This window comes from Escherichia sp. TC-EC600-tetX4 (assembly GCF_019356055.1).
Taxonomy (GTDB): Bacteria; Pseudomonadota; Gammaproteobacteria; order Enterobacterales; family Enterobacteriaceae.
Map to the genome: position 1 here is coordinate 4,016,812 of NZ_CP079924.1, position 23,356 is coordinate 4,040,167.

Annotated in this window: 18 protein-coding genes and 1 pseudogene; 7 read left to right on the forward strand and 12 right to left on the reverse strand. The window is 52.8% G+C overall.

Translation table 11 applies throughout. From position 1 onward, the window contains the following. The first annotated feature begins 37 nt into the window (after window positions 1-37). From treC to nrdG, 3 genes are all read left to right on the forward strand, one after another. Window positions 38-1,693, forward strand: coding sequence for an alpha,alpha-phosphotrehalase (gene treC / locus KXD89_RS19545; RefSeq protein WP_001698821.1), 1,656 nt, complete (start codon window positions 38-40; stop codon window positions 1,691-1,693). A gap of 393 nt (window positions 1,694-2,086) precedes the next feature. After that, window positions 2,087-4,225 (forward strand): anaerobic ribonucleoside-triphosphate reductase, encoded by a 2,139-nt coding sequence (gene nrdD, locus KXD89_RS19550; RefSeq protein WP_000187778.1) that lies wholly within the window; start codon window positions 2,087-2,089, stop codon window positions 4,223-4,225. A gap of 157 nt (window positions 4,226-4,382) precedes the next feature. Then, on the forward strand, window positions 4,383-4,847 hold the full coding sequence (nrdG, locus tag KXD89_RS19555; RefSeq protein ID WP_001106233.1) for an anaerobic ribonucleoside-triphosphate reductase-activating protein: 465 nt from the start codon (window positions 4,383-4,385) through the stop codon (window positions 4,845-4,847). Window positions 4,848-4,891: 44 nt separating this feature from the next. On the opposite strand, the gene cybC is transcribed toward nrdG, so the two are convergent. Both cybC and pmbA read right to left on the reverse strand, forming a co-directional pair. Then, window positions 4,892-5,257 (reverse strand): cytochrome b562, encoded by a 366-nt coding sequence (cybC, locus tag KXD89_RS19560; protein WP_023649327.1) that lies wholly within the window; start codon window positions 5,255-5,257, stop codon window positions 4,892-4,894. A gap of 178 nt (window positions 5,258-5,435) precedes the next feature. Beyond that, window positions 5,436-6,788 carry a metalloprotease PmbA gene (gene pmbA, locus KXD89_RS19565; RefSeq protein WP_001162171.1) on the reverse strand — a complete coding sequence of 451 codons (1,353 nt, stop codon included), beginning with the start codon at window positions 6,786-6,788 and terminating at the stop codon, window positions 5,436-5,438. A gap of 93 nt (window positions 6,789-6,881) precedes the next feature. Here pmbA and yjgA point away from each other — a divergent pair, with 93 nt between their 5' ends. Then, window positions 6,882-7,433: a ribosome biogenesis factor YjgA gene (gene yjgA / locus KXD89_RS19570; protein ID WP_000166270.1), complete on the forward strand. Its 552-nt coding sequence runs from the start codon at window positions 6,882-6,884 to the stop codon at window positions 7,431-7,433. Between the two features lie 155 nt (window positions 7,434-7,588). Here yjgA and mpl read toward each other — a convergent pair whose 3' ends face one another. Beyond that, window positions 7,589-8,962 (reverse strand): UDP-N-acetylmuramate:L-alanyl-gamma-D-glutamyl-meso-diaminopimelate ligase, encoded by a 1,374-nt coding sequence (gene mpl / locus KXD89_RS19575; RefSeq protein WP_001219813.1) that lies wholly within the window; start codon window positions 8,960-8,962, stop codon window positions 7,589-7,591. A gap of 175 nt (window positions 8,963-9,137) precedes the next feature. On the opposite strand from mpl, the gene fbp reads away from it, so the two are divergent. Further along, window positions 9,138-10,136 carry a class 1 fructose-bisphosphatase gene (fbp, locus tag KXD89_RS19580; protein WP_000853753.1) on the forward strand — a complete coding sequence of 333 codons (999 nt, stop codon included), beginning with the start codon at window positions 9,138-9,140 and terminating at the stop codon, window positions 10,134-10,136. Between the two features lie 32 nt (window positions 10,137-10,168). On the opposite strand, the gene yjfF is transcribed toward fbp, so the two are convergent. The 4 genes from yjfF to ytfQ all read right to left on the reverse strand — a co-directional run bounded on the left by yjfF (window position 10,169) and on the right by ytfQ (window position 14,785). Next, window positions 10,169-11,164 (reverse strand): galactofuranose ABC transporter, permease protein YjfF, encoded by a 996-nt coding sequence (gene yjfF, locus KXD89_RS19585; RefSeq protein WP_000596014.1) that lies wholly within the window; start codon window positions 11,162-11,164, stop codon window positions 10,169-10,171. Further along, window positions 11,151-12,173 (reverse strand): galactofuranose ABC transporter, ATP-binding protein YtfT, encoded by a 1,023-nt coding sequence (ytfT, locus tag KXD89_RS19590; RefSeq protein ID WP_001313531.1) that lies wholly within the window; start codon window positions 12,171-12,173, stop codon window positions 11,151-11,153. The genes yjfF and ytfT overlap by 14 nt, the downstream gene beginning before the upstream one ends. 13 nt (window positions 12,174-12,186) lie before the next feature. Continuing rightward, window positions 12,187-13,689 (reverse strand): galactofuranose ABC transporter, ATP-binding protein YtfR, encoded by a 1,503-nt coding sequence (gene ytfR, locus KXD89_RS19595; RefSeq protein ID WP_000205805.1) that lies wholly within the window; start codon window positions 13,687-13,689, stop codon window positions 12,187-12,189. A 139-nt stretch (window positions 13,690-13,828) separates the two neighbouring features. Further along, a complete protein-coding gene (ytfQ, locus tag KXD89_RS19600; protein ID WP_000265913.1) occupies window positions 13,829-14,785 on the reverse strand; it encodes a galactofuranose ABC transporter substrate-binding protein YtfQ in 957 nt (318 codons plus the stop codon). A gap of 309 nt (window positions 14,786-15,094) precedes the next feature. Here ytfQ and ppa point away from each other — a divergent pair, with 309 nt between their 5' ends. Next, complete coding sequence (gene ppa, locus KXD89_RS19605) at window positions 15,095-15,625, forward strand: inorganic diphosphatase (protein WP_000055075.1); 531 nt, start codon at window positions 15,095-15,097, stop codon at window positions 15,623-15,625. 79 nt (window positions 15,626-15,704) lie between these two features. Here ppa and chpB read toward each other — a convergent pair whose 3' ends face one another. From chpB to tamA, 5 genes and pseudogenes are all read right to left on the reverse strand, one after another. Continuing rightward, complete coding sequence (gene chpB / locus KXD89_RS19610; RefSeq protein ID WP_000239577.1) at window positions 15,705-16,055, reverse strand: endoribonuclease toxin ChpB; 351 nt, start codon at window positions 16,053-16,055, stop codon at window positions 15,705-15,707. Further along, entirely contained in the window at window positions 16,049-16,300 is a 252-nt protein-coding gene (gene chpS, locus KXD89_RS19615) for a type II toxin-antitoxin system antitoxin ChpS (RefSeq protein WP_001223208.1), read from the reverse strand. The genes chpB and chpS overlap by 7 nt, the downstream gene beginning before the upstream one ends. A 211-nt stretch (window positions 16,301-16,511) precedes the next feature. Further along, a complete protein-coding gene (locus KXD89_RS19620) occupies window positions 16,512-16,853 on the reverse strand; it encodes a gamma-glutamylcyclotransferase (protein WP_001219160.1) in 342 nt (113 codons plus the stop codon). Between the two features lie 2 nt (window positions 16,854-16,855). Further along, window positions 16,856-20,635, reverse strand: a pseudogene (gene tamB / locus KXD89_RS19625) (autotransporter assembly complex protein TamB). After that, window positions 20,632-22,365, reverse strand: a complete 1,734-nt coding sequence (tamA, locus tag KXD89_RS19630; RefSeq protein WP_001269327.1) for an autotransporter assembly complex protein TamA — start codon at window positions 22,363-22,365, stop codon at window positions 20,632-20,634. Before tamA ends, tamB begins: the two are co-directional and overlap by 4 nt. 205 nt (window positions 22,366-22,570) lie before the next feature. On the opposite strand from tamA, the gene msrA reads away from it, so the two are divergent. Then, on the forward strand, window positions 22,571-23,209 hold the full coding sequence (msrA, locus tag KXD89_RS19635; RefSeq protein WP_001295196.1) for a peptide-methionine (S)-S-oxide reductase MsrA: 639 nt from the start codon (window positions 22,571-22,573) through the stop codon (window positions 23,207-23,209). Window positions 23,210-23,356: the final 147 nt, after the last annotated feature.

Sequence of the window (23,356 nt, forward strand, 5' to 3'; positions counted from 1 at the left end):
CGCAATTGCGCCCCCTCGCATTCGCAGGAATAACGTAATGACTCATCTTCCCCACTGGTGGCAAAACGGCGTTATCTACCAGATTTATCCAAAGAGTTTTCAGGACACCACGGGTAGCGGTACCGGCGATTTACGTGGCGTTATCCAACACCTGGACTATCTGCATAAACTGGGCGTTGATGCCATCTGGCTAACCCCCTTTTATGTCTCTCCCCAGGTCGATAACGGTTACGACGTAGCGAACTATACGGCGATTGATCCCACCTACGGCACGCTGGACGATTTTGACGAACTGGTGACGCAGGCAAAATCGCGCGGGATTCGTATCATTCTCGATATGGTGTTTAACCATACCTCTACCCAACATGCCTGGTTTCGCGAGGCGCTGAACAAAGAAAGCCCTTACCGCCAGTTTTATATCTGGCGCGATGGAGAACCAGAAACGCCACCGAACAACTGGCGTTCAAAATTTGGCGGTAGTGCGTGGCGCTGGCATGCGGAAAGCGAACAGTACTATTTGCATCTCTTTGCACCAGAACAGGCGGATCTCAACTGGGAGAATCCAGCGGTACGCGCAGAGCTGAAAAAAGTCTGTGAGTTCTGGGCCGATCGTGGGGTCGACGGGTTGCGCCTGGATGTGGTGAATCTGATCTCCAAAGACCCGCGTTTCCCTGAAGACCTGGACGGCGACGGGCGTCGCTTCTACACCGACGGGCCACGAGCACACGAGTTTTTGCACGAGATGAACCGCGATGTGTTTACGCCACGCGGGTTAATGACCGTAGGTGAAATGTTCTCCACCAGCCTTGAGCATTGCCAGCGATACGCGGCTCTGACAGGCAGTGAATTGTCGATGACCTTTAATTTTCATCACCTGAAGGTCGATTATCCCGGTGGTGAAAAATGGACGCTGGCTAAACCTGACTTTGTGGCGTTGAAAACATTGTTCCGCCACTGGCAACAAGGAATGCACAACGTAGCATGGAATGCCTTGTTCTGGTGTAACCACGATCAGCCGCGCATTGTTTCTCGCTTTGGTGATGAAGGTGAATACCGCGTGCCTGCGGCAAAAATGCTGGCGATGGTGCTGCATGGCATGCAGGGAACGCCGTATATCTACCAGGGCGAAGAGATTGGCATGACCAACCCGCATTTCACGCGCATTACTGACTATCGCGACGTAGAGAGCCTCAATATGTTTGCCGAGCTGCGCAACGATGGGCGTGATGCCGACGAGTTATTGGCAATCCTCGCCAGTAAATCCCGTGACAACAGTCGCACGCCCATGCAATGGAGCAACGGCGATAATGCCGGGTTTACGGCTGGCGAACCGTGGATTGGCCTGGGCGATAACTATCAACAAATCAACGTAGAAGCCGCGCTGGCCGATGATTCCTCGGTGTTTTACACCTACCAAAAGTTAATCGCACTGCGTAAGCAGGAAGCCATCCTGACATGGGGCAATTACCAGGATCTGCTGCCAAACAGCCCTGTATTGTGGTGCTATCGCCGTGAATGGAAGGGGCAAACCTTGCTGGTCATTGCCAACCTTAGCCGTGAGATCCAACCCTGGCAGGCAGGGCAAATGCGCGGCAACTGGCAGCTTGTGATGCATAACTACGAAGAAGCCTCACCACAACCCTGTGCCATGAATTTACGGCCTTTTGAGGCTGTCTGGTGGTTACAGAAGTAAATCTTCCCTAAGCCCCGGTAATGCCGGTCATTCCGGGGTTTTGTCTGTCAGTATGTTGTTTTTGTTGATTTTTCAACCAGCAAATTCATTAAAAAATTTACATATCGCTGTAGCGCCCGTCATCCGTACGCTCTGCTTTTTACTTTGAGCTACATCAAAAAAAGCTCAAACATCCTTGATGCAAAGCACTATATATAGACTTTAAAATGCGTCCCAACCCAATATGTTGTATTAATCGACTATAATTGCTACTACAGCTCCCCACGAAAAAGGTGCGGCGTTGTGGATAAGCGGATGGCGATTGCGGAAAGCACCGGAAAACGAAACGAAAAAACCGGAAAACGCCTTTCCCAATTTCTGTGGATAACCTGTTCTTAAAAATATGGAGCGATCATGACACCGCATGTGATGAAACGAGACGGCTGCAAAGTGCCGTTTAAATCAGAGCGCATCAAAGAAGCGATTCTGCGTGCAGCTAAAGCAGCGGAAGTCGATGATGCCGATTATTGCGCCACTGTTGCCGCGGTTGTCAGCGAGCAGATGCAGGGCCGCAACCAGGTGGATATCAATGAGATCCAGACCGCAGTTGAAAATCAGCTGATGTCAGGTCCATACAAACAACTGGCTCGTGCTTACATCGAGTACCGTCACGATCGCGACATTGAACGTGAAAAACGCGGTCGCCTGAACCAGGAGATCCGTGGTCTGGTCGAGCAGACCAACGCCTCGTTACTCAACGAAAACGCCAACAAAGACAGCAAGGTGATTCCAACCCAGCGCGACCTGCTGGCCGGGATCGTGGCTAAACACTATGCACGTCAGCACCTGCTGCCGCGTGACGTGGTGCAGGCACATGAGCGTGGCGATATTCACTATCACGATCTCGATTACTCACCGTTCTTCCCGATGTTCAACTGCATGTTGATCGACCTGAAAGGCATGCTGACCCAGGGCTTTAAAATGGGGAACGCCGAGATTGAACCGCCGAAGTCGATCTCTACGGCAACCGCGGTAACTGCGCAGATTATTGCTCAGGTTGCCAGCCATATTTATGGCGGCACCACCATTAACCGTATCGATGAAGTGCTGGCACCGTTTGTCACTGCCAGCTACAACAAACATCGCAAGACCGCAGAAGAGTGGAACATCCCGGACGCCGAAGGCTACGCTAACTCTCGAACCATCAAAGAGTGCTACGATGCCTTCCAGTCACTGGAGTACGAAGTAAACACCCTGCACACCGCCAACGGTCAGACGCCGTTTGTAACCTTTGGTTTTGGCCTGGGCACCAGCTGGGAATCGCGCCTGATTCAGGAATCGATCCTGCGTAACCGTATCGCAGGCCTCGGTAAAAACCGTAAAACTGCGGTGTTCCCGAAACTGGTGTTTGCGATTCGCGATGGCCTGAACCATAAAAAAGGCGATCCGAACTACGACATCAAACAGCTGGCGCTGGAGTGCGCAAGCAAGCGCATGTATCCGGATATCCTGAACTACGATCAGGTAGTGAAAGTCACCGGTTCGTTTAAAACTCCGATGGGCTGCCGCAGCTTCCTCGGCGTGTGGGAAAATGAAAACGGCGAGCAGATCCACGATGGTCGTAACAACCTCGGCGTGATCAGCCTGAACCTGCCGCGTATTGCTCTGGAAGCAAAAGGCGATGAAGCCACCTTCTGGAAGCTGCTGGATGAACGTCTGGTGCTGGCACGTAAGGCGCTGATGACCCGTATCGCTCGTCTCGAAGGCGTGAAAGCGCGCGTGGCCCCGATCCTCTATATGGAAGGTGCTTGTGGCGTGCGTCTCAATGCTGACGATGATGTTTCTGAAATCTTCAAAAACGGTCGTGCGTCTATTTCGCTGGGTTACATCGGCATCCACGAAACCATTAACGCGCTGTTCGGCGGCGAGCATGTTTACGACAACGAGCAGCTTCGCGCGAAAGGTATCGCCATTGTTGAACGTCTGCGTCAGGCAGTGGATCAGTGGAAAGAAGAAACGGGTTATGGTTTCAGTCTCTACAGCACGCCGAGTGAAAACCTGTGCGATCGCTTCTGCCGTCTCGATACTGCTGAGTTTGGCGTGGTGCCGGGCGTGACCGATAAAGGTTACTACACCAACAGTTTCCACCTCGATGTGGAGAAGAAGGTGAACCCGTACGACAAGATCGACTTTGAAGCGCCTTACCCGCCGCTGGCGAACGGTGGTTTCATTTGCTACGGCGAGTATCCAAACATTCAGCACAACCTGAAGGCGCTGGAAGATGTCTGGGATTACAGCTATCAGCATGTACCGTATTACGGCACCAATACACCGATTGATGAGTGCTACGAGTGTGGCTTTACCGGTGAGTTCGAGTGCACCAGCAAAGGCTTCACTTGCCCGAAATGTGGTAACCATGACGCCTCCCGTGTGTCGGTAACTCGCCGCGTGTGCGGATATTTAGGTAGCCCGGATGCACGTCCGTTTAACGCTGGTAAGCAGGAAGAAGTTAAGCGCCGCGTTAAACATTTGGGGAATGGGCAGATAGGTTAATCTTCACTCTGAGCTAAGCAAATGCCGGATGCGGCGTAAACGCCTTATCCGGCCTACATTTGGCAATTGCTCCAGGTCTGATAAGACGCGACAGCGTCGCATCAGGCATTGATTACCGGATGCAGCCTACACGCGGACTGATAAGCCAGGCGAAATAATGAATTATCATCAGTACTATCCTGTCGACATCGTCAACGGCCCCGGCACTCGTTGCACCCTGTTTGTCTCCGGGTGTGTTCATGAATGCCCCGGTTGCTATAACAAAAGCACATGGCGGGTAAATTCCGGTCAGCCATTTACCAAAGCAATGGAAGACCAGATCATTAACGATCTGAATGACACTCGTATCAAACGCCAGGGTATTTCCCTCTCCGGCGGCGATCCGCTGCATCCGCAAAACGTGCCGGATATTCTGAAACTGGTACAACGCATCCGCGCCGAGTGTCCGGGTAAAGACATCTGGGTGTGGACAGGCTATAAACTCGACGAACTCAACGCTGCGCAAATGCAGGTTGTTGATTTGATTAACGTGCTGGTCGACGGCAAATTTGTGCAGGATTTAAAAGACCCTTCCCTGATCTGGCGCGGCAGCAGCAATCAGGTGGTGCATCATTTGCGATGATAAGTTCCCTGTTACCTGAGTGCAGGCAACAGGGAAATGAGGAATTAACGATACTTCTTGTGATATGAATTGCGGGTCGTTTTCAGTTGCTCTGCAGCAGCCTGCGCTTCTTTTACTTTACCTTCATTTGCCAGCTTCAGCGCGTCGTCAATCTGACCGACCAGAATGTCGAAACCGTGGCGGAAATCTTTCATTTCCGGGCTGTCCGGTGATTTATCTTCGAGCTTCGGCGGCGTTGCTTTTTGCGCATCCAGCGCTGCGGCGCGCATCTTCGTTAACGCGTCTTTGACTTGCGCCGCGTTATCGGCTTTTTCGACCACTTTTAAATTGTCGTTGAGGGTTTCCATATTGTCTTCGAGATCAGCAGCAAATGACGCCGAACTGAATACCAACGAGGAGACTGCAAGAATAGTTCCTTTTTTATTTACACTTCATCCTTCACACTGCCTCATCGACGACTACGCTCATTCGACCGGGTCACGTACTGCGAGTACGCTCCCCGGCCCTCATTCACTTTCCGTCTCGATGCAGTGCGAATGATTTTGTGTAATTTTTTAGTTTATAGCGCGGCAGGTCGCGCCAGTTTTTTTACTGTCCGGCGATTTTCATCTCCGGCAACAGCACAGAACCACACTGTATATTACTGCGTGTTTCAATATCGTTACCGACGGTGACAATATTGCGCCACATATCTTTTAAATTACCTGCGATGGTGATTTCGCTCACCGGATACTGAATTTCGCCATTCTCTACCCAGAAGCCCGCTGCACCACGGGAATAATCACCGGTAATGGCACTCACGCCCTGGCCCATCAATTCCGTCACCACCAGCCCGGTGCCCATCTCTTTGAGCATCTGCTCGAAGCTTAGACCTTGTCCGGCAATCCGCCAGTTGTGAATACCGCCCGCATGTCCGGTGCTTTTCAGCCCCAGTTTCCGCGCCGAGTAGCTGGTCAGCAGCCACTGAGTCAGGATGCCATCTTTAATAATATCGCGACGCTCGGTGCGCACACCTTCGCTGTCGAATGGCGTCGACGCCAGCCCTTTCAGCAGATGCGGATGCTCTTCAATGGTCAGCCAGTCCGGCAGAATTTGTTTACCCAGCGAATCCAGCAGGAAGGTAGATTTACGATAAACCGATCCACCCGCTATCGCCCCCACCAGATGCCCAAAAAGCCCGGTTGCCACTTCATTGGCAAAAATGACTGGCGCTTTCATGGTGGAGAGTTTACGCGGTGACAGACGCGATAAAGTACGGCGAGCACAGTCGGCCCCAACCCACTCTGGCGTTTGCAGATCGCTCATCGCACGACCAATGGTGTAGGCGTAATCACGCTCCATATCGCCATTTTCTTCGGCAATTACACAGCTGGAGAGCGAATGACGCGTTGAGCAGTAACCCTGCAACATGCCGTGGCTGTTGCCAAAAACTTTGACACCGTAGTGGCTGTTAAAGCTGCCACCTTCGGTATTGGTGATGCGTTTGTCCGCCTGCAATGCCGCCTGTTCTGCGCGGGCCGCCAGTTCAATGGCTTCATCCGGGGAAACTTCCGCAGGGTGGAACAAGTCGAGATCTGGTGCGTCAAAGGCCAGCAGCTCTTTGTCTGCCACGCCGGCACAGGGATCTGGCGAGGTATAACGGGCAATATCCAGCGCCGCCTGTACAGTACGGGCAATGGCCTGCGGGCTTAAATCGGTGGATGATGCGCTACCTTTGCGGTTCTGGTGATAAACAGTGATCCCCAGCGCGCCATCGCTATTGAATTCAACATTCTCCACTTCACCATAACGCGTGCTTACGCTAATGCCGGTGGTCTTGCTGACGGCAACTTCCGCACCGTCCGATTTGCCTGAGGCCAACTCCAGCGCAGTGGAAACTGCTTCTTCCAGAATCTTGCGCTGCGCTTCAACTTGAGAGATTACTTTCATTGCAAGTGCCATAATGTAGAGAGTTTCTCTGAAGTCTAACAGAGAACCGTTTTTCAGTGCGCATCTTAACTGGTAACATTAGCCTCTTTTTTTAAGGAGCCTGAGATGACTAAGCAGCCCGAAGACTGGCTCGACGACGTTCCCGGTGATGACATCGAAGACGAAGACGATGAAATTATCTGGGTCAGTAAAAGTGAAATTAAACGTGATGCCGAGGAGCTAAAACGCCTTGGCGCGGAAATTGTTGATCTGGGGAAAAACGCGCTGGATAAGATCCCGTTAGATGCGGATCTGCGCGCGGCTATTGAGCTCGCCCAGCGTATTAAGATGGAAGGTCGCCGCCGCCAGTTGCAGCTCATCGGTAAGATGCTGCGCCAGCGCGACGTAGAGCCTATTCGTCAGGCGCTGGATAAGCTGAAAAACCGTCACAACCAGCAGGTGGTGCTGTTCCATAAACTGGAAAACCTGCGCGATCGTCTGATCGATCAAGGTGATGACGCCATCGCTGAGGTATTAAATCTGTGGCCCGATGCCGATCGTCAGCAACTGCGTACTCTGATCCGCAACGCGAAGAAAGAGAAAGAAGGGAATAAGCCGCCGAAATCCGCACGCCAGATTTTCCAGTATCTGCGCGAGTTAGCGGAGAACGAAGGGTAATTTTCGTTGTTGATGTGAGTATGGTTTGCCGGATACGGTGCACCTGTAGGCCTGATAAGACGCATCAAGCGTCGCATCAGGCACTATGCTCAAATGCCGGATGCGGCGTGAACGCCTTATCCGGCCTACGCATACTATATCTGGCTAAGGCCGAATTACTGCGCGGCTTCCGCCTTCTTCGCCAGCCCATCCAGCAGTTTCTGATGGATCCCACCAAAACCGCCGTTGCTCATCACCAGAATATGGTCGCCAGGCTGAGCGGTTTTCACCACCATATCTGCCAGCGTATCCACATCGCCACTCCAGTGTGCAGGCTGAACGCAGGCTTCTGCCACTTCTGCCACCTGCCACGGAATATGCGCCGGTTGCAGCAGGAAGACTTCATCGGCACGACCTAATGAAGGTGCCAGATCGTCTTTGCAGATCCCCATTTTCATGGTATTCGAGCGCGGCTCCAGCACAGCAATAATGCGCGCCGTACCACCAACTTTGCCACGCAGCGCCGCCAGCGTTGCCAGAATCGCCGTCGGGTGATGGGCAAAATCGTCATATACCGTGACGCCATTCGCTTCACCACGCAACTCCAGACGGCGACGAGCATTAATAAACGAACCCAGCGCGTTAGCGGCATCTGCCGGCGCTACACCAACATGGCGAGCCGCTGCAATCGCCATCAGGCCATTGTGCATATTATGTTCGCCTACCAGCGACCATTTCACTTCGCCCACTTTTTCGCCATCCAGCAAAACTTCCCATTCGGAAGCATCGGTGGTCAGCTTTTTCGCCTGCCAGTGACCCTGCTCACCCACCAGCTCCTGCTCGCTCCAGCAGCCCATCGCCATGGTCTGTTTCAGGTTGATGTCATTTTCCGGCCAGATAATACGGCCCTGCCCCGGAACGATACGCACCAGATGGTGGAACTGTTTCTGGATCGCTTTCAGGTCGTCAAAGATATCGGCGTGATCGAACTCAAGGTTGTTGAGGATCAGCGTACGCGGGCAGTAATGAACAAATTTAGAGCGTTTGTCGAAGAAGGCGCAGTCATACTCATCCGCTTCGATAACAAAGAAGTCGCTTTCGCCCAGATGAGCCGAAACCTCAAAGTTCCCCGGCACACCGCCGATTACAAAGCCCGGTTTGTAACCACACTGTTCCAGAATCCAGGTCGCCATTCCCGCGGTGGTGGTTTTGCCGTGTGTACCGGCAACGGCCAGCACCCAGCGGTCGCGCAGCACAAAATCGTGCAGCCACTGTGGACCTGACATATAAGGGATATTTTTTTCCAGTACCGCTTCCACACACGGATTTCCACGGGTCATGGCGTTGCCAATAATCACCAGATCCGGCTGCGGCTCGAGCTGGCTGGCATCGTACCCCTGAATCAGCTCAATGCCTTGCTTCTCAAGTAAGGTGCTCATCGGCGGATACACATTGGCGTCCGAACCCGTTACTTCATGGCCTAACTGGCGCGCCAGCATCGCCAGACCGCCCATAAATGTGCCACAAATTCCTAAAATATGAATGCGCATACGTCACTATCCTTTTTTAATCTGCCGCTCATTTTACGCATATGTCGGGCAAGTGAGAAACGCATTTCAGGATAATCCGTAATTTGCTGGCGCGATTCACCTGAGCGCAACATTGAGATTATTTGTTAAGATTGTTGCGGTCGCTTTACTCCATAAACATTGCAGGGAAAGTTTTATGAAAACGTTAGGTGAATTTATTGTCGAAAAGCAGCACGAGTTTTCTCATGCTACCGGTGAGCTCACTGCTTTGCTGTCGGCAATAAAACTGGGCGCCAAGATTATCCATCGCGATATCAACAAAGCAGGACTGGTTGATATCCTGGGTGCCAGCGGTGCTGAGAACGTGCAGGGCGAGGTTCAGCAGAAACTCGACTTGTTCGCTAATGAAAAACTGAAAGCCGCACTGAAAGCACGCGATATCGTTGCGGGCATTGCCTCTGAAGAAGAAGATGAGATTGTCGTCTTTGAAGGCTGTGAACACGCAAAATACGTGGTGCTGATGGACCCCCTGGATGGCTCGTCCAACATCGATGTTAACGTCTCTGTCGGTACCATTTTCTCCATCTACCGCCGCGTTACGCCTGTTGGCACGCCGGTAACGGAAGAAGATTTCCTCCAGCCTGGTAACAAACAGGTTGCGGCAGGTTACGTGGTATACGGCTCCTCTACCATGCTGGTTTACACCACCGGATGCGGTGTTCACGCCTTTACTTACGATCCTTCGCTCGGCGTTTTCTGCCTGTGCCAGGAACGGATGCGCTTCCCGGAGAAAGGCAAAACCTACTCCATCAACGAAGGAAACTACATTAAGTTTCCGAACGGGGTGAAGAAGTACATTAAATTCTGCCAGGAAGAAGATAAATCCACCAACCGCCCTTATACCTCACGTTATATCGGTTCACTGGTCGCGGATTTCCACCGTAACCTGCTGAAAGGCGGTATTTATCTCTACCCAAGCACCGCCAGCCACCCGGACGGCAAACTGCGTTTGCTGTATGAGTGCAACCCGATGGCATTCCTGGCGGAACAAGCGGGCGGTAAAGCGAGCGATGGCAAAGAGCGTATTCTGGATATCATCCCGGAAACCCTGCACCAGCGCCGTTCATTCTTTGTCGGCAACGACCATATGGTTGAAGATGTCGAACGCTTTATCCGTGAGTTCCCGGACGCGTAATCTCCTGCGCCTCTCCACACGGAGAGGCGTTTTTATTGCTGCGCAATGTTGACTCTTGTCACTGGCGAACTCTGACGATTCTCCCACAGCACCGTTAATCCACGCTGTAATGCTATAAAAATAAACAACAAAATACCGATGGCGATTTTCGTCCACCAGGAACTCAGCGTGCCATCAAAGTTTATGTAAGTCTGAATCAGTCCCTGAATCGCCACGCCAAAAAGCGTCCCTAATACCGTTCCAACGCCACCGCTCAAAAGCGTACCGCCAATTACCACTGAGGCGATAGCATCCAGTTCCACACCTACGCCCGCCAGCGCATATCCGGCCTGGGTATAAATCGAGAAGACAATCCCCGCCAGCGTTGCCAGTCCGGTGGAGAGCATATAAATGCGAATAGTGGTGCTGCGAGTGGAAATCCCCATCAGATTCGCCGACGTTGCGTTGCCGCCAATGGCGTATACCTGATTACCAAAACGGGTACGATGCGCGAGGAATATGCCGATAACCACCACCGCCAACATCAGCAGTCCCATCGCACTTAAGCGACCGCCGCCAGGGATTTTCCACGCAAGGCTTGAGAGCGTGTCATAAATGGGATGGTTTATCGGAATCGACTCTTCCGAAACGAGATAGCTGACGCCGCGCAAAAAGAACATCCCCGCAAGCGTAATGATAAATGCCGGGATCTTCAGGGCGTCGATCAGAAGCCCCATAAATGCGCCGAAGGCACAGCCCATCACCAGCACTAGCGGAAACGCCAGCAGCGGCGAGAGGCCGAAATCGCCAATCACTTTTGCCAGAAACACGCCAGTAAAGGCGATCACCGAACCGACGGAGAGATCGATCCCACCTGAGAGGATCACAAAGGTCATGCCAACGGCAATGATCCCAAGAAAGGCATTATCGGTCAGGATATTGCAGATCACTCTTGTGGAAGCAAAACCGGGAAACTGGGTCAGGCAGTAAAGATAACCCAACACAAAGACGCCGATGGTGATCATCAGTGGCAAATTACGTTTTATCACGGCTACGTACTCCTTTAATCAGACTGATAAAGCGTTGCGACTGAACAATCAGCACGCAAAGCACCACCACCGCTTTCACCACCTGGTTCATCTCTGGCGGAAAGCCCGAAAGCAAAATTCCGGTGTTCATCCCCTGAATAATCAGCGCCCCCACCACCGAAAGTAGCAGGTTAAAGCGCCCGCCCATCAGCGATCCGCCGCCAATCACCACCGCGAGAATGGCGTCCAGCTCCAGCCATAACCCAGCGTTGTTGGCATCGGCACCGCGAATATCCGCCGCCACGATAATGCCCGCAATCGCCGCACACAGCCCGCTCAACACATAAGTGAGCATGACGATGATTCGCGTGTTTACCCCGGCATTTTTTGCCGCCCGAATGTTGATACCAACGGCTTCGATAAACATCCCCAGCGCCGTTTTGCGGGTCAACAGCCAGAACAGGATAAGCGTCAGCACCGCGATAATGACCGGCGTTGGCAGGAACAACAGCGATCCACTGCCGAACCATGAGAGATCCGGCGAGTTAAACGTGACGATCTGCCCGGCGGTGATCAGTTGCGCCACGCCGCGCCCGGCGACCATCAGGATCAGAGTGGCGACAAACGGCTGAATTTTGAGGATCGCTACCAGTATGCCGTTCCACAATCCCGCCAGGATGCCGGTGCCCAGGGCGCTTAACAAAACAATCGGCAGGCTGAATCCCGCGACCGTCATCGCAGCCGTTGTGGCTCCGGCGATAGCCATCACCGCCCCTACGGAGAGATCAATCCCACCGGTGGCGATCACCAGCGTCATGCCAATCGCCAGTAACGCAACGGGAGCTGCACGGTTAAGAATGTCTATGGGGCTACCGAACAAACGCCCATCCTGAAGCACCACCTGCCAGAAATGCGGGGCTACCAGGCTATCGACCAGCAGCACCAGCAATAGTGCTACCAGCTGCGGCATCCCCGTCGGCCAGCGAAAGCGCCTTTTTGGCGTAGTGGTGTCCGGAAGAGATTGAGGCATCACACTGTTCTCCTTACGCCGCAATGGCGTTCATGATCGCCGGAACGGAAAGCTCTGCCAGCGGGATCTCCGCCACCTGTTTGCGATCGCGCATGATAATCACCCGATCGGCATAGCCCACCAGCTCTTCCAGTTCGGAGGAGATCACCAGCAGCGCCAGACCATCGGCGCATAGCGTTTCAATCAGGCGGATGATCTCGGCGTGGGCACCAACATCAATGCCGCGGGTTGGCTCATCGAGGATCAGAAATTGCGGTCGGGTCAGTAGCCAACGTGAAAGCAACACTTTTTGCTGATTGCCGCCGGAGAGAAATTCAATCGGTTGTTCAGTTGAAGGTGTGCGAATGCCAAGCTGGCGGATAAAGCGTTCGGCAATCTCTTGCTGTTCTTTGCGGGAAATGGGACGTAGCCAGCCGCGCTGGGCCTGGAGAGCGAGGATGATATTTTCCCGCACCGAGGCGGCAGCGATGATGCCATCGGTTTTCCTGTCTTCCGGGCAGAAGCCAATGCCCAGTACCGAAGCCTGATGTGGCGATCGCAGGTTTTGCGGTTTGCCTTTGATCAACGCCGTGCCGCTGTCAGCAGGTTTGATACCGAAGATCACTTCGGCGGTTTCGGTACGTCCTGATCCCAGCAATCCAGCCAGACCGACGATCTCGCCGGGGCGTACTTCGAGATCAAACGGTGCGATCGTTCCTTTTTTGCCGTAATTTTTGAACGCGGCAACGGGTTTGTCGCTCAACAATGTTCGCCCGGCACGCTGTAGCGCGTGGGTATCCAGCTCGCGCCCCAGCATCATTTTTACCAGTTCGATCTGCGGTAGCTCGCACGTTTCCCGACAGCCTACGAAACTGCCGTTGCGTAAGACGGTGATCCGATCGCTGACCTGATAGACCTGATCGAGAAAGTGAGTGACAAAAATCAGGCTGACGCCGCGATCGCGCAACTGACGCATCAGGTCAAACAGTAACTCCACTTCCTGGGTGTCGAGACTGGCGGTGGGTTCATCGAGGATCAGCACTTTGGCAGAGAGATCGATAGCCCGACAAATAGCGACGATTTGCTGCATCGCGACTGAAAAGCGGTTGAGCGGTTCGCGCACGTCGAGGGAGAAACCGTAAGATGCCATCAGTTCGGTGGCGCGCTTTTCCATCTCTTTGCGGCGTAGAAGGCCGAAGCGTTTGGGTTCGCGGCCTATAAATAGATTATCAGCGACCGACATATTGGGTAGCAGGTTGACTTCCTGATAGACGGTGCCAATGCCGAGTTGTTGCGCGTGGGCGGTATTTTTCGGTGAGATAGCCTGGCCTTCCAGCCAGATGGTGCCGCGATCGGCGTGGTATACACCAGTTAATGCTTTGATTAGCGTTGATTTTCCCGCCCCGTTTTCACCGAGCAGCGCCATGATTTCGCCACGGCGCAGGCTGAAATCAACGTTGTCTAACGCTTTGACGCCGGGGAAAAATTTACTTAATCCTTCGGTGCGGAGGATCTCCTGGTGTTGGTCGGTCGTCATGGTTTCCCCCGGTGTAAAGCGTGCTCCCAGTAGGCATGATAAGACGCGGTAAGCGTCGCATCAGGCTTCAGTGCACCATCGCCGGATGCGGCGCGAGCGCCTTATCCGGCCTACGAATCGGCATCAGGCATAGCAACCCTCAATACCCCATATTTTTCTTCTTCTCTAATTCTTCTTTTGCGGTATCAGGCAGGTAAAGGGTGGATTTGGTTAACGTCAGCTTTTCAGGCATGGTGCCGTCTTTTTTGTATTTCTCCAGCGCGTCGAAGGCGGGACCTGCCATATTCGGCGTCAGTTCAACACTGGCGTTCGCTTCGCCATCCATCATCGCTTTGTAGATGTCCGGTACACCGTCAATGGAACCCGTGAGGATATCTTTGCCCGGTTTCAGGCCCGCTTCTTTAATTGCCTGAATTGCACCAATCACCATGTCGTCGTTATGGGCGTAAACCATGCAGATGTTTTTGCCGTTGTTTTCCGCTTTGATAAAGCTCTCCATGACTTCTTTGCCTTTACTGCGGGTGAAGTCACCTGACTGCGAGCGGATGATTTTGATATTTGGCGCATTCTTAATGGCTTCGGCAAAGCCTTTCTTACGGTCAATGGCGACGCTGGCCCCAACGGTGCCCTGCAGCTCCACCACGTTGCATGGTTTGCCATTCACTTCTTTTACCAGCCAGTCACCAATCAACTTGCCTTCGAGGATGTTGTCGGCAGTGACGGTGGTCATATAGAGAGATTTGTCTTTCACATCAATGGAACGATCGAGCAAGAATACCGGGATTTCGGCATCTTTCGCCTCTTTTAATACCGGTTCCCAACCTGTCGCGACCACCGGAGCGATAAAGATCGCATCCACCCCTTGTGCAACGAAGGAACGTACCGCTTTAATCTGGTTTTCCTGCTTTTGCTGACCATCGGCAATTTTCAACGTGATTCCGCGCTTTTCGGCTTCACTTTTCGCCACATTGGTTTCTGCGGCACGCCAGCCTGATTCCGATCCGACCTGCGAAAATCCAACGGTTAATGGAGCGGCCAACGCCATAGACGACATGGCTGCCGAGACTGCAGAGACTATAAGTAAGCGTTTCCACATAGGGTTGTCCTCGTCGGGGTAGTTATTATTGGTTAAAAGATGTTCGCGAAAAAACTATAGACAATTCGTTATGTAACAGATTGCGTTACATCACACTTCAAAAAAGTAAATAAAACGTTAATCACAAGTTTGTAATCGCTTTCATCTCACTATGAAAAATGCGGCTACGGTTATGGATTTTCCTGCTCTGTATACCGTCTTAAAACTGGTGAAAAAGGAAAATGAAGACGAAAACAAGCGAAGACATTCGGCGCGAGTTGGCTATAATACTCGGCACTTGTTTGCCACATATTTTTAAAGGAAACAGACATGAGCTTACTCAACGTCCCTGCGGGTAAAGATCTGCCGGAAGACATCTACGTTGTTATTGAGATCCCGGCTAACGCAGATCCGATCAAATACGAAATCGACAAAGAGAGCGGCGCACTGTTCGTTGACCGCTTCATGTCCACCGCGATGTTCTATCCATGCAACTACGGTTACATCAACCACACCCTGTCTCTGGACGGTGACCCGGTTGACGTACTGGTCCCAACTCCGTACCCGCTGCAGCCGGGTTCTGTGATCCGTTGCCGTCCGGTTGGCGTTCTGAAAATGACCGACGAAGCCGGTGAAGATGCGAAACTGGTTGCGGTTCCGCACAGCAAGCTGAGCAAAGAATACGATCACATTAAAGACGTTAACGATCTGCCTGAACTGCTGAAAGCGCAAATCGCTCACTTCTTCGAGCACTACAAAGACCTCGAAAAAGGCAAGTGGGTGAAAGTTGAAGGTTGGGAAAACGCAGAAGCCGCTAAAGCTGAAATCGTTGCCTCCTTCGAGCGCGCAAAGAATAAATAAGTTCTTCTGGCGTAATAACCCTGAACGCCGGGCTTCGGTTAGTAAGGGTTTTTTTATGCCCGCGATAAATAAACACACCTTATTCCACCACCGCCTGCAAGCGTAATAACGCCTCTTCCACCACCTCATCCGCAGCCAGACCAATACGCTTTGCCAGCCGGGCGTGTAGATCCATCATCCGCACCTGATTCACCAGCACCACGCCGTGCACATCGCCTTCTTCGCAATGTAAAGGAACGCTAAATCCGGCATAACGGGCAAAATTTCCGCCCTGCGTAATGGGGGCCACCAGCGTCATTCCCAGTTGATTAAAGGCTTGAACGGAGAGCACAAGCGCAGGTCGACCAGCACCTTGCTGTTCATGGCCGCTTGCTGGATCAAAGCCAACCAGCACAATGTCTCCCCGTTCAAATTCACTTTTCTTTACCATATTTCGTCACCCGCAGGGGTGGATTTACCCCAGACATCCTGCTCGCTAAGTTCCGCGGCGTTCATGTCACACTGTGCCAGCAGTTCATCAAGCGAGTAGCGCCTGGAGATGGGTGTCAGAATCAGTTGATTGTTGCTCACTTGCGCCTCCACGCTCTGCCCCGGCTGTAAGTTAAGTTCTTTCATTACGATATTGGGAATGACCATACCTGCACTGTTCCCCCATCTTTTTATGGTAATACGCATCTGCACCTCCTTAAGTTATACAAAGTATAACTCACGGTGCTACAGGAAACGTTTTACCCCTGCGCATTTGTGAATGCCAGCAGAGTTTTTTATGCGTTAATAGATATGGAAAGCGGCTCGGAGAGAAAAGCAAAAGGTGAGGAAATTACAAAACAGAATGCGAGTCGTCTCGCAAAAAACAACGCCACCCGAAGGTGGCGTATGCATATGGTTACTTATCCCTGTCTAACCAGTCGCCGCTTTCAATTAGCTTTAATCCATCGACGGGTCGTTGATAAACGTACATCCATGCACTCCCGTACGGCGTCTGAATCAACTGGCGCGCGTATTCACCGCCCCTGGTGCGCAAGGCATCAAGTTCGGCCAGCGTGGCGTTGTCAATACGATAAACTTCACCGTGTACCGTTCCGTTCCCCGGAACTGCGCCTGGATAGTGGCCCAGGCTATACAACTGGTAGTTATCGATACTGAAATCGCCCAGTAACTGGGCATTGGTCATCCAGTGACTGTTGCCTTGTTTGTGGCGTAAACTGCCGTAGACAAATATTCGCATTGCTAAAACTCGAACTGATAGAGCAAATCCAGTGCCTGGTCTACACCAGACACGGCTTCCAGATATAGCTTAGGCATCAGGCGATAACGTAACGTGAGTGTTGCTATAGAGTCAAATATACCCACGCCGTATTTCACTTGCAGACCTGGCAATACATAGCCGCTGACCACTACCTGGGAGGAGTCGCCTACTCCCTGGGTGTCGAGCGCTAAATTGCTTACGCCAAACGTCTCGCCGATTTTACCCACAATCTGGCCACTTTGCGCAACCCCCAAACCAATCAGCATCGAGGTCATTGCCGCACTGTCGCTCTGATCGCTCTCCAGCCCTTGTCCACGTAGCAAATAAGACAAGGCAGCTTGTTGCGACATCGCCGGGTCAGAGAAGATCTCCGCTTTCGGTTCGTCCGCCAGACCAGTGACGCGAACTCCGGCGATTACGTCGTCTTCTGTAGCATCCGGGTTACGAATAGCTTCAATATTAAGATACGGTTGATCTGGCGGACCAGAGAACAGTAACTCACCTTTACGCACAATCAGATCCTGACCATAGGCATGGAAGCGCCCTTCAGGGATGTTGATCTGCCCGTTCAGACCCAGCCCTTGTTTGTCCTGAACGACATTGAGATCGCCCGTCAGCCGCGCTTTCAGGCCAAAGGCGTCAATGCGCACATTGTTGCCAACGTGGACAATCAGGTTACTGTTAATCGGAATCGACGCCGTTTTCGGCTCTTCCGGTTGCAGGTTATCGTTAAGCATCACCACATCGCTGGAGACGCCTACTGCGCTTTCCGGCAGATCGTGCACCACGATGCGCGCCCAAGGGACATCCACGCGACCATCGAGGGTAAACAGGTTTGGTGTAGCCTCGAATACAACATCTGGCGATACATCCATTCGTACCATCGGCGGCACGGTGATCCGCACTTTACTGCCTTTCGCCGTTACCCGCGCCCGCCAGTTTTCAATTTGGCTCCAGTCGGCATCACCGTTCAGGTAGATTTCACCCTGCTGGGTCCGTACTGTACCGGCAAGCGTCGAGCGCATACCGTTAAAGTTGACCGCAAGCTGGCTCGGTTGCATATCAAACGGCATAAAGTTGCCATCGATATCCACACCCGTAACCTGAAGCTGACCAAACAACTGCGGGCTTTGCACATCACCACCCAGACGCAAGTTGGCACTCACCATCCCCGCTGCTTTTTCCCCACGGGTAAAGATGGGGTTTATCATCGCAAGGTTGAAGTTACGGATATTGACGTTGCCACCAAGATTACGGCGGCCTTGCGGATCGGTCACCTGCACCTGTCCATCAAACTGGCCGTTATTGGTCAGGCGGATGGTCCAGCCCAATTCGGCACGGTTGTTACGCAATTCCGCCGTCAGATTCAGTGTCTGAAACGCCACGGGCAACGCCGCATCGTTGACGGTTTGCGTTACCTGCACGTTACGCCCCGAAAGGGTGATACTGCCCTGCGGCAGCCCCTCTTTCGTGGTGTCCCAGGCAACGTCCGCTTTACCCGTGAAGATACCGCTGGCCTGAGTGGTTTCTGGCATAAACGGTTTCAGCATGGCGAGGTCGAAGCGGTTGAGATTCACCACCGCACGCCCTTCGGCCCCCGCATCGATAGTTTGCGGCACGCACAGTTCCGCATTCGGGTTAAGCCAGCAGTGTGGCCCGATGCTGATTTTTTGCTCCTTATTGCGGTAATCCAGCGCAATATCGCGGGTCAGCGACCACGGGCCAACCGGCGTCTGGAAGCGGGTATTGCTAAGAGTTCCCTTCCAGCGTTCTTCTTTGCGATCAAAACTTCCTGCCAGATTAAGCTGCCCGGAGACAGGCTCCCCCTGAATCCGCAACTGTAGCTCGTGCTGCTTTTCGCTGCCTTTGGCATTCAGGGTGACGAGGTTGATATTTACATCCGGCTGCGAAATTTGCTCAACGCGTACGTCGAGTTTCCCGGCGATCTAATCGGTGGATTTGATATCGCCTTCCACGCGAACCTGCGCCACGGAAAGTTCCTGCCAGCGCAGGCCGCGCGCGGTGATATCTGCCAGTAGTTGTGGCGCTTCCACCGTGCCGCGTACTTTCACCAGCCCTTTCGCTGTACCGCCAAGCCCCGGCAGCGCGTTATCCAGCCCCGGCGCGTTGATGGTGGCATCAAGATTGAGATCTTTTACCCCCAGCTCGCCTTTCACTTCGGCACTGTTTGGCCCGAGTTCCAGATGAAGCCCTGGGATCATCCACTGCATATAACTGTTGCCTTTCAGCGTGCCGTCAACGTTCACTTTGTTCTGTTTAACGTTACCGGTCAGCTTCAACTCCGGCACGTCCATCTGCCAGGTGCCGCCGTACAGGCTACCGCGGGTTTTAATCAAGCCATTGAGTTTCGACGGCCAGTCCGGGAACTCTTTGGCGGTGTTAATGCCGTTAAGCGTTAGCTCACCGCGCCAACTAATGGCCTGTTGCCAGTCGAGCAACGCCTTGAGTTCAGTTTTCCCTTCCAGCGCCGCGACGGTGAGTTTGTCGAGATTGACCTGCTGTTCATTACCTTTGGCGTCGAGGGTAATAGTCGCGGACGGGATCTCCTGTCCCTTCACTGCCGTACGCATAGAGAGCGTGTAATCGGTCATTTTGCCGGTAAGTTTCAGTTTCAGATCATCCGCCTGATACTGCTTCTCACCAGTGAACGGCCAGTAAAGCTGTTTGCTGTTCACTTCCACGTTGAGCGGCAATCCGGCTTCCGCCAGTCGCGTCTGGGCGCGTAAATCCATATCCACCGGACCGGAAAGATTAACGCCAATCTCCAGCTGTTCGCGCAGCGCGCCGCCCATTTTCAGCTTCACTTTTTCACCTTTCAACGGCTCCACGTTCAGTGTACTGTTGAGAGTGATGTCCACCGGCCAGTTGTCTGACAGCTGCGCCGTGCCGCTGGCGTTGACGATCCCTTGACTGGAATCGATATCCAGGGCGTCCAGTTTAGTATTGCCGTCAATGCTGCTCACTTTCAGCAGCATGGTGCTCACGGTGATGTCCGTGTCGCCCGTCACGCGCAGCTGCTCGCCCTTAAACTCTTCAATGTTCAGGTTAAGCGGCAAATGCACGTCGGTCATTTCCGGCAATACCGGGCGAGAAAAGAGATCTTTCAGCGTTTCGCCGAGCGGCTTTTCATCCGGCTGCGGATTTTCAATTTTCGGTTCGACCACTTCTTCCTGCGCCACTTCCGCCACTTTCGGCAGAGCAATCAGCAGGCCTTTCAGCGACGTCGGTTTCAGGGTCAGGGTTTTCTCCTGCCAGTTCAGGCCGGAGGTGAAGTCCATCACCGATACCGTGGTGTCATCAATCTTAATGTTGACGTTGTCCAGTGCCACCCGTGTCAGGGTGATGGGATACGGCGTGGAGAGATCCAGCGGACCGCTATCTTCCTCTTCTTCAACCTGTTCAGAAGGAGGCATTTTTTTACTGTCGATGTTGACCTGAATGTCTTTCAGCGCCAGATCATTAATACAAACACTGCTGTTCCACAGGCACTCAAGCCCGACAGCCAGATGCAGATTGCCCGCTTTTACCGCCACGCCTGGCTGCTCATAACGAACGTCAGACAAGGTGAGATCGCGCCAGCCGCCGGTGACCTTGCCAATATCCAGTCCTGGCACCCAGCGATCCGCCGCTTTAAATACCAGATGCAGGCCGCTGGTGGTGCCCACCAGAAACGCCACCGATCCCAGCAACAGTAAGATAACGATAACCACGCCGAGGCTGATTTTTTTCCATAAACTCATAATTCTGGCCCCAGACCGATGTAAAACTGTAACCCGTGTTCGTCTTTATCCGCGACCGGTACGGCAAAATCGAGTTTGATTGGCCCGACCGGCGATTCCCAGCGCACGCCGACCCCGGTACCGGTTTTAAAGTCGCTGCGGCGAATATCGCTTACCGCTTCGCCACTATCGACAAACACCGCGCCCCACCATTTTCCGGTCACGTTGTACTGGTATTCCAGCGATCCGGTTATCAACTTCGAGGCCCCTTTCAGGTCACCGTTGGCGTATTTCGGAGCGATAGATTTGTATTTGTAGCCACGAATACTGCGGTCGCCCCCGGCGAAGAAACGCAGATCCGGCGGTACTTTGTCGAAATCACCGGTTTCAATCCAGCCCAGCGTGCCGCGTGTAACAAAACGATGGCGATCGTACAGTGTGCGGATCCAGACGTTCTGCGCCTGGAAAACGGAGAAATCGACATCTGAACCCCAGGCCGTGTTGGAGTAGTCGATAGAGTAGCGTTGCGAGTCGCCCCAGGTTGGCATCAGGCCACCACGAGAACGCGTGCGGCTAATCATCACCCCAGGATAAAACAGCATCGTGGTATTGGTAATTTCACCCTGAGTAAAGTGGTCGAGACTCCAGCGCAGGTTAATGGCACGCTGCCAGCCGCTGGAGAGATCCCAGTAGCGAGAAGCCACCAGCGTAGTGGAGTCAGATTCGGTATCGTTCAGGTCAGTGCGCTTAAAACCGCCCTGCACCAAATAATATTGTTCCAGTGGATTCTTCAGCAGCGGCATTTTATAGCTGAAGTCGAGGGTCTGTTCCGGCGCGGAAATACTAGTACTGGTGGTCAGACTGTGACCATAAGAGTTCATCCACGGCTTTTTCCACGTCGCTTTCACGCGCGGTCCCACGTCCGTAGAGTAACCGACCCCGGTTTCGATGGTGTTTTCTGTTCGCGGCGAAACCACGCCCGTCAATGGTAATACTTTCGTTTCGCGCGCTTTATCAAATTGTGGAGCCACCACCACCGAGTTAAACCAGCCGGTAGCAGAAAGTCGGCGGTTCAGTTCTGCCAGATCTTTCGATTCGTACTCATCGCCCTCTTTAAACGGCACCAGATTTTGCAGGTATTCATCGCGGATTTGTGATCCTTCAAAGGTCACATGCCCAAAGCGGTAACGTTCGCCACTGTTATAATCAATATCCCAGAAGGCTTTATGCAGGCCGAGCGCAATGCCCAGCTGCGCTTTGGTAAATTCGCTATCGAAATAACCTTTACGCAACGCAATGCTGGTTAAGGACTTTTTGAAATTTTCATAATCGCCCTGGTTCAGTACCGTGCCAATAGCCGGGCGAGTATCGAGCAATTTCAAATAGTCTTTATCGGTCCGCGCGCCGCCGCGCAATACCACATCGGTGCCGCCAATTAACACCGGCACGCCTGGCGTGACTTTGGCGATCAATACCTGCCGCCCTTTCTTTGGCGGTGGACGGAGATCAAATTCAATGGTCGGCTGGTAATAACCCAGCGCTTTCAGACCTTCGCGGATGGCATCATCGACGCGTGCGCGAAAGCGACGGTCTGGCGTCACTTCATCACTTTCAATCGTAGAAAGCTGCGCACGAACGTTCTTTTCCAGCTGTCCCGATAACCCCTCGACCTGTAGACGGACGTTCGCGGCGACGGCAGATCCGCTTAAGCAGAGTAAGCTTACACAGCATAACTGTCGGATATAGCGCACATTTTCTCCTGAATATCCTTTTTTCCTGCCCCTGGAACGCCGTTAAACGGCTTAACAAAAATCCAGTAATATGGATTAAAAAGCAGACTAAACCCCAAATATTTCTTATGTTTTACTTTAGACCTATTCACGGTGGTTATTGTGTGCAAATACGCCTCTTGTTACAACCTTAACCCCAATGACCGATTTTCGGGAGAGCGACACCATGAGTTTATTTGATAAAAAGCATCTGGTTTCCCCCGCCGATGCCCTGCCTGGACGTAACACCCCGATGCCCGTAGCCACGCTGCATGCGGTCAACGGTCACTCAATGACCAATGTACCTGACGGAATGGAGATTGCCATTTTTGCGATGGGTTGTTTCTGGGGTGTGGAGCGTCTGTTCTGGCAGTTACCCGGCGTTTACAGCACCGCCGCAGGCTATACCGGCGGCTATACGCCAAATCCGACTTATCGGGAAGTGTGCTCCGGTGATACGGGTCATGCCGAAGCGGTACGCATTGTTTACGATCCTTCCGTCATCAGCTATGAGCAGTTGCTACAGGTATTTTGGGAGAATCACGATCCCGCCCAGGGAATGCGTCAGGGCAATGACCACGGCACGCAGTATCGTTCAGCGATTTATCCGCTGACCCCAGAACAGGATGCCGCAGCTCGCGCCAGTCTGGAACGTTTTCAGGCGGCGATGCTTGCCGCCGATGACGATCGTCACATCACCACGGAAATCGCTAACGCCACACCGTTTTATTATGCCGAAGATGACCACCAGCAATATCTGCATAAAAACCCGTATGGTTACTGTGGAATTGGCGGAATTGGCGTCTGTCTGCCGCCGGAAGCATAGCGTTACGGGTACAAATGTAGTTTGTTGATAAAGTGCTCTTTGTCTATGCCTGATGCGGCGTAAACGACTTACCAGGCCTACAAAATCGTCCAAATTCAATATATTGCAAGGACTGCGTAGGCCTGATCGGCATAGCGTATCAGGCAG

Coding starts and splice junctions, on each gene's coding strand:
- treC (WP_001698821.1), top strand. CDS start 38: ATGACTCATCTTCCCCACTGGTGGCAAAACGGCGTTATCTACCAGATT.
- nrdD (WP_000187778.1), top strand. CDS start 2,087: ATGACACCGCATGTGATGAAACGAGACGGCTGCAAAGTGCCGTTTAAA.
- nrdG (WP_001106233.1), top strand. CDS start 4,383: ATGAATTATCATCAGTACTATCCTGTCGACATCGTCAACGGCCCCGGC.
- pmbA (WP_001162171.1), bottom strand. CDS start 6,788: ATGGCACTTGCAATGAAAGTAATCTCTCAAGTTGAAGCGCAGCGCAAG.
- yjgA (WP_000166270.1), top strand. CDS start 6,882: ATGACTAAGCAGCCCGAAGACTGGCTCGACGACGTTCCCGGTGATGAC.
- mpl (WP_001219813.1), bottom strand. CDS start 8,962: ATGCGCATTCATATTTTAGGAATTTGTGGCACATTTATGGGCGGTCTG.
- fbp (WP_000853753.1), top strand. CDS start 9,138: ATGAAAACGTTAGGTGAATTTATTGTCGAAAAGCAGCACGAGTTTTCT.
- ytfT (WP_001313531.1), bottom strand. CDS start 12,173: ATGCCTCAATCTCTTCCGGACACCACTACGCCAAAAAGGCGCTTTCGC.
- ytfR (WP_000205805.1), bottom strand. CDS start 13,689: ATGACGACCGACCAACACCAGGAGATCCTCCGCACCGAAGGATTAAGT.
- ytfQ (WP_000265913.1), bottom strand. CDS start 14,785: ATGTGGAAACGCTTACTTATAGTCTCTGCAGTCTCGGCAGCCATGTCG.
- ppa (WP_000055075.1), top strand. CDS start 15,095: ATGAGCTTACTCAACGTCCCTGCGGGTAAAGATCTGCCGGAAGACATC.
- chpB (WP_000239577.1), bottom strand. CDS start 16,055: ATGGTAAAGAAAAGTGAATTTGAACGGGGAGACATTGTGCTGGTTGGC.
- chpS (WP_001223208.1), bottom strand. CDS start 16,300: ATGCGTATTACCATAAAAAGATGGGGGAACAGTGCAGGTATGGTCATT.
- KXD89_RS19620 (WP_001219160.1), bottom strand. CDS start 16,853: ATGCGAATATTTGTCTACGGCAGTTTACGCCACAAACAAGGCAACAGT.
- msrA (WP_001295196.1), top strand. CDS start 22,571: ATGAGTTTATTTGATAAAAAGCATCTGGTTTCCCCCGCCGATGCCCTG.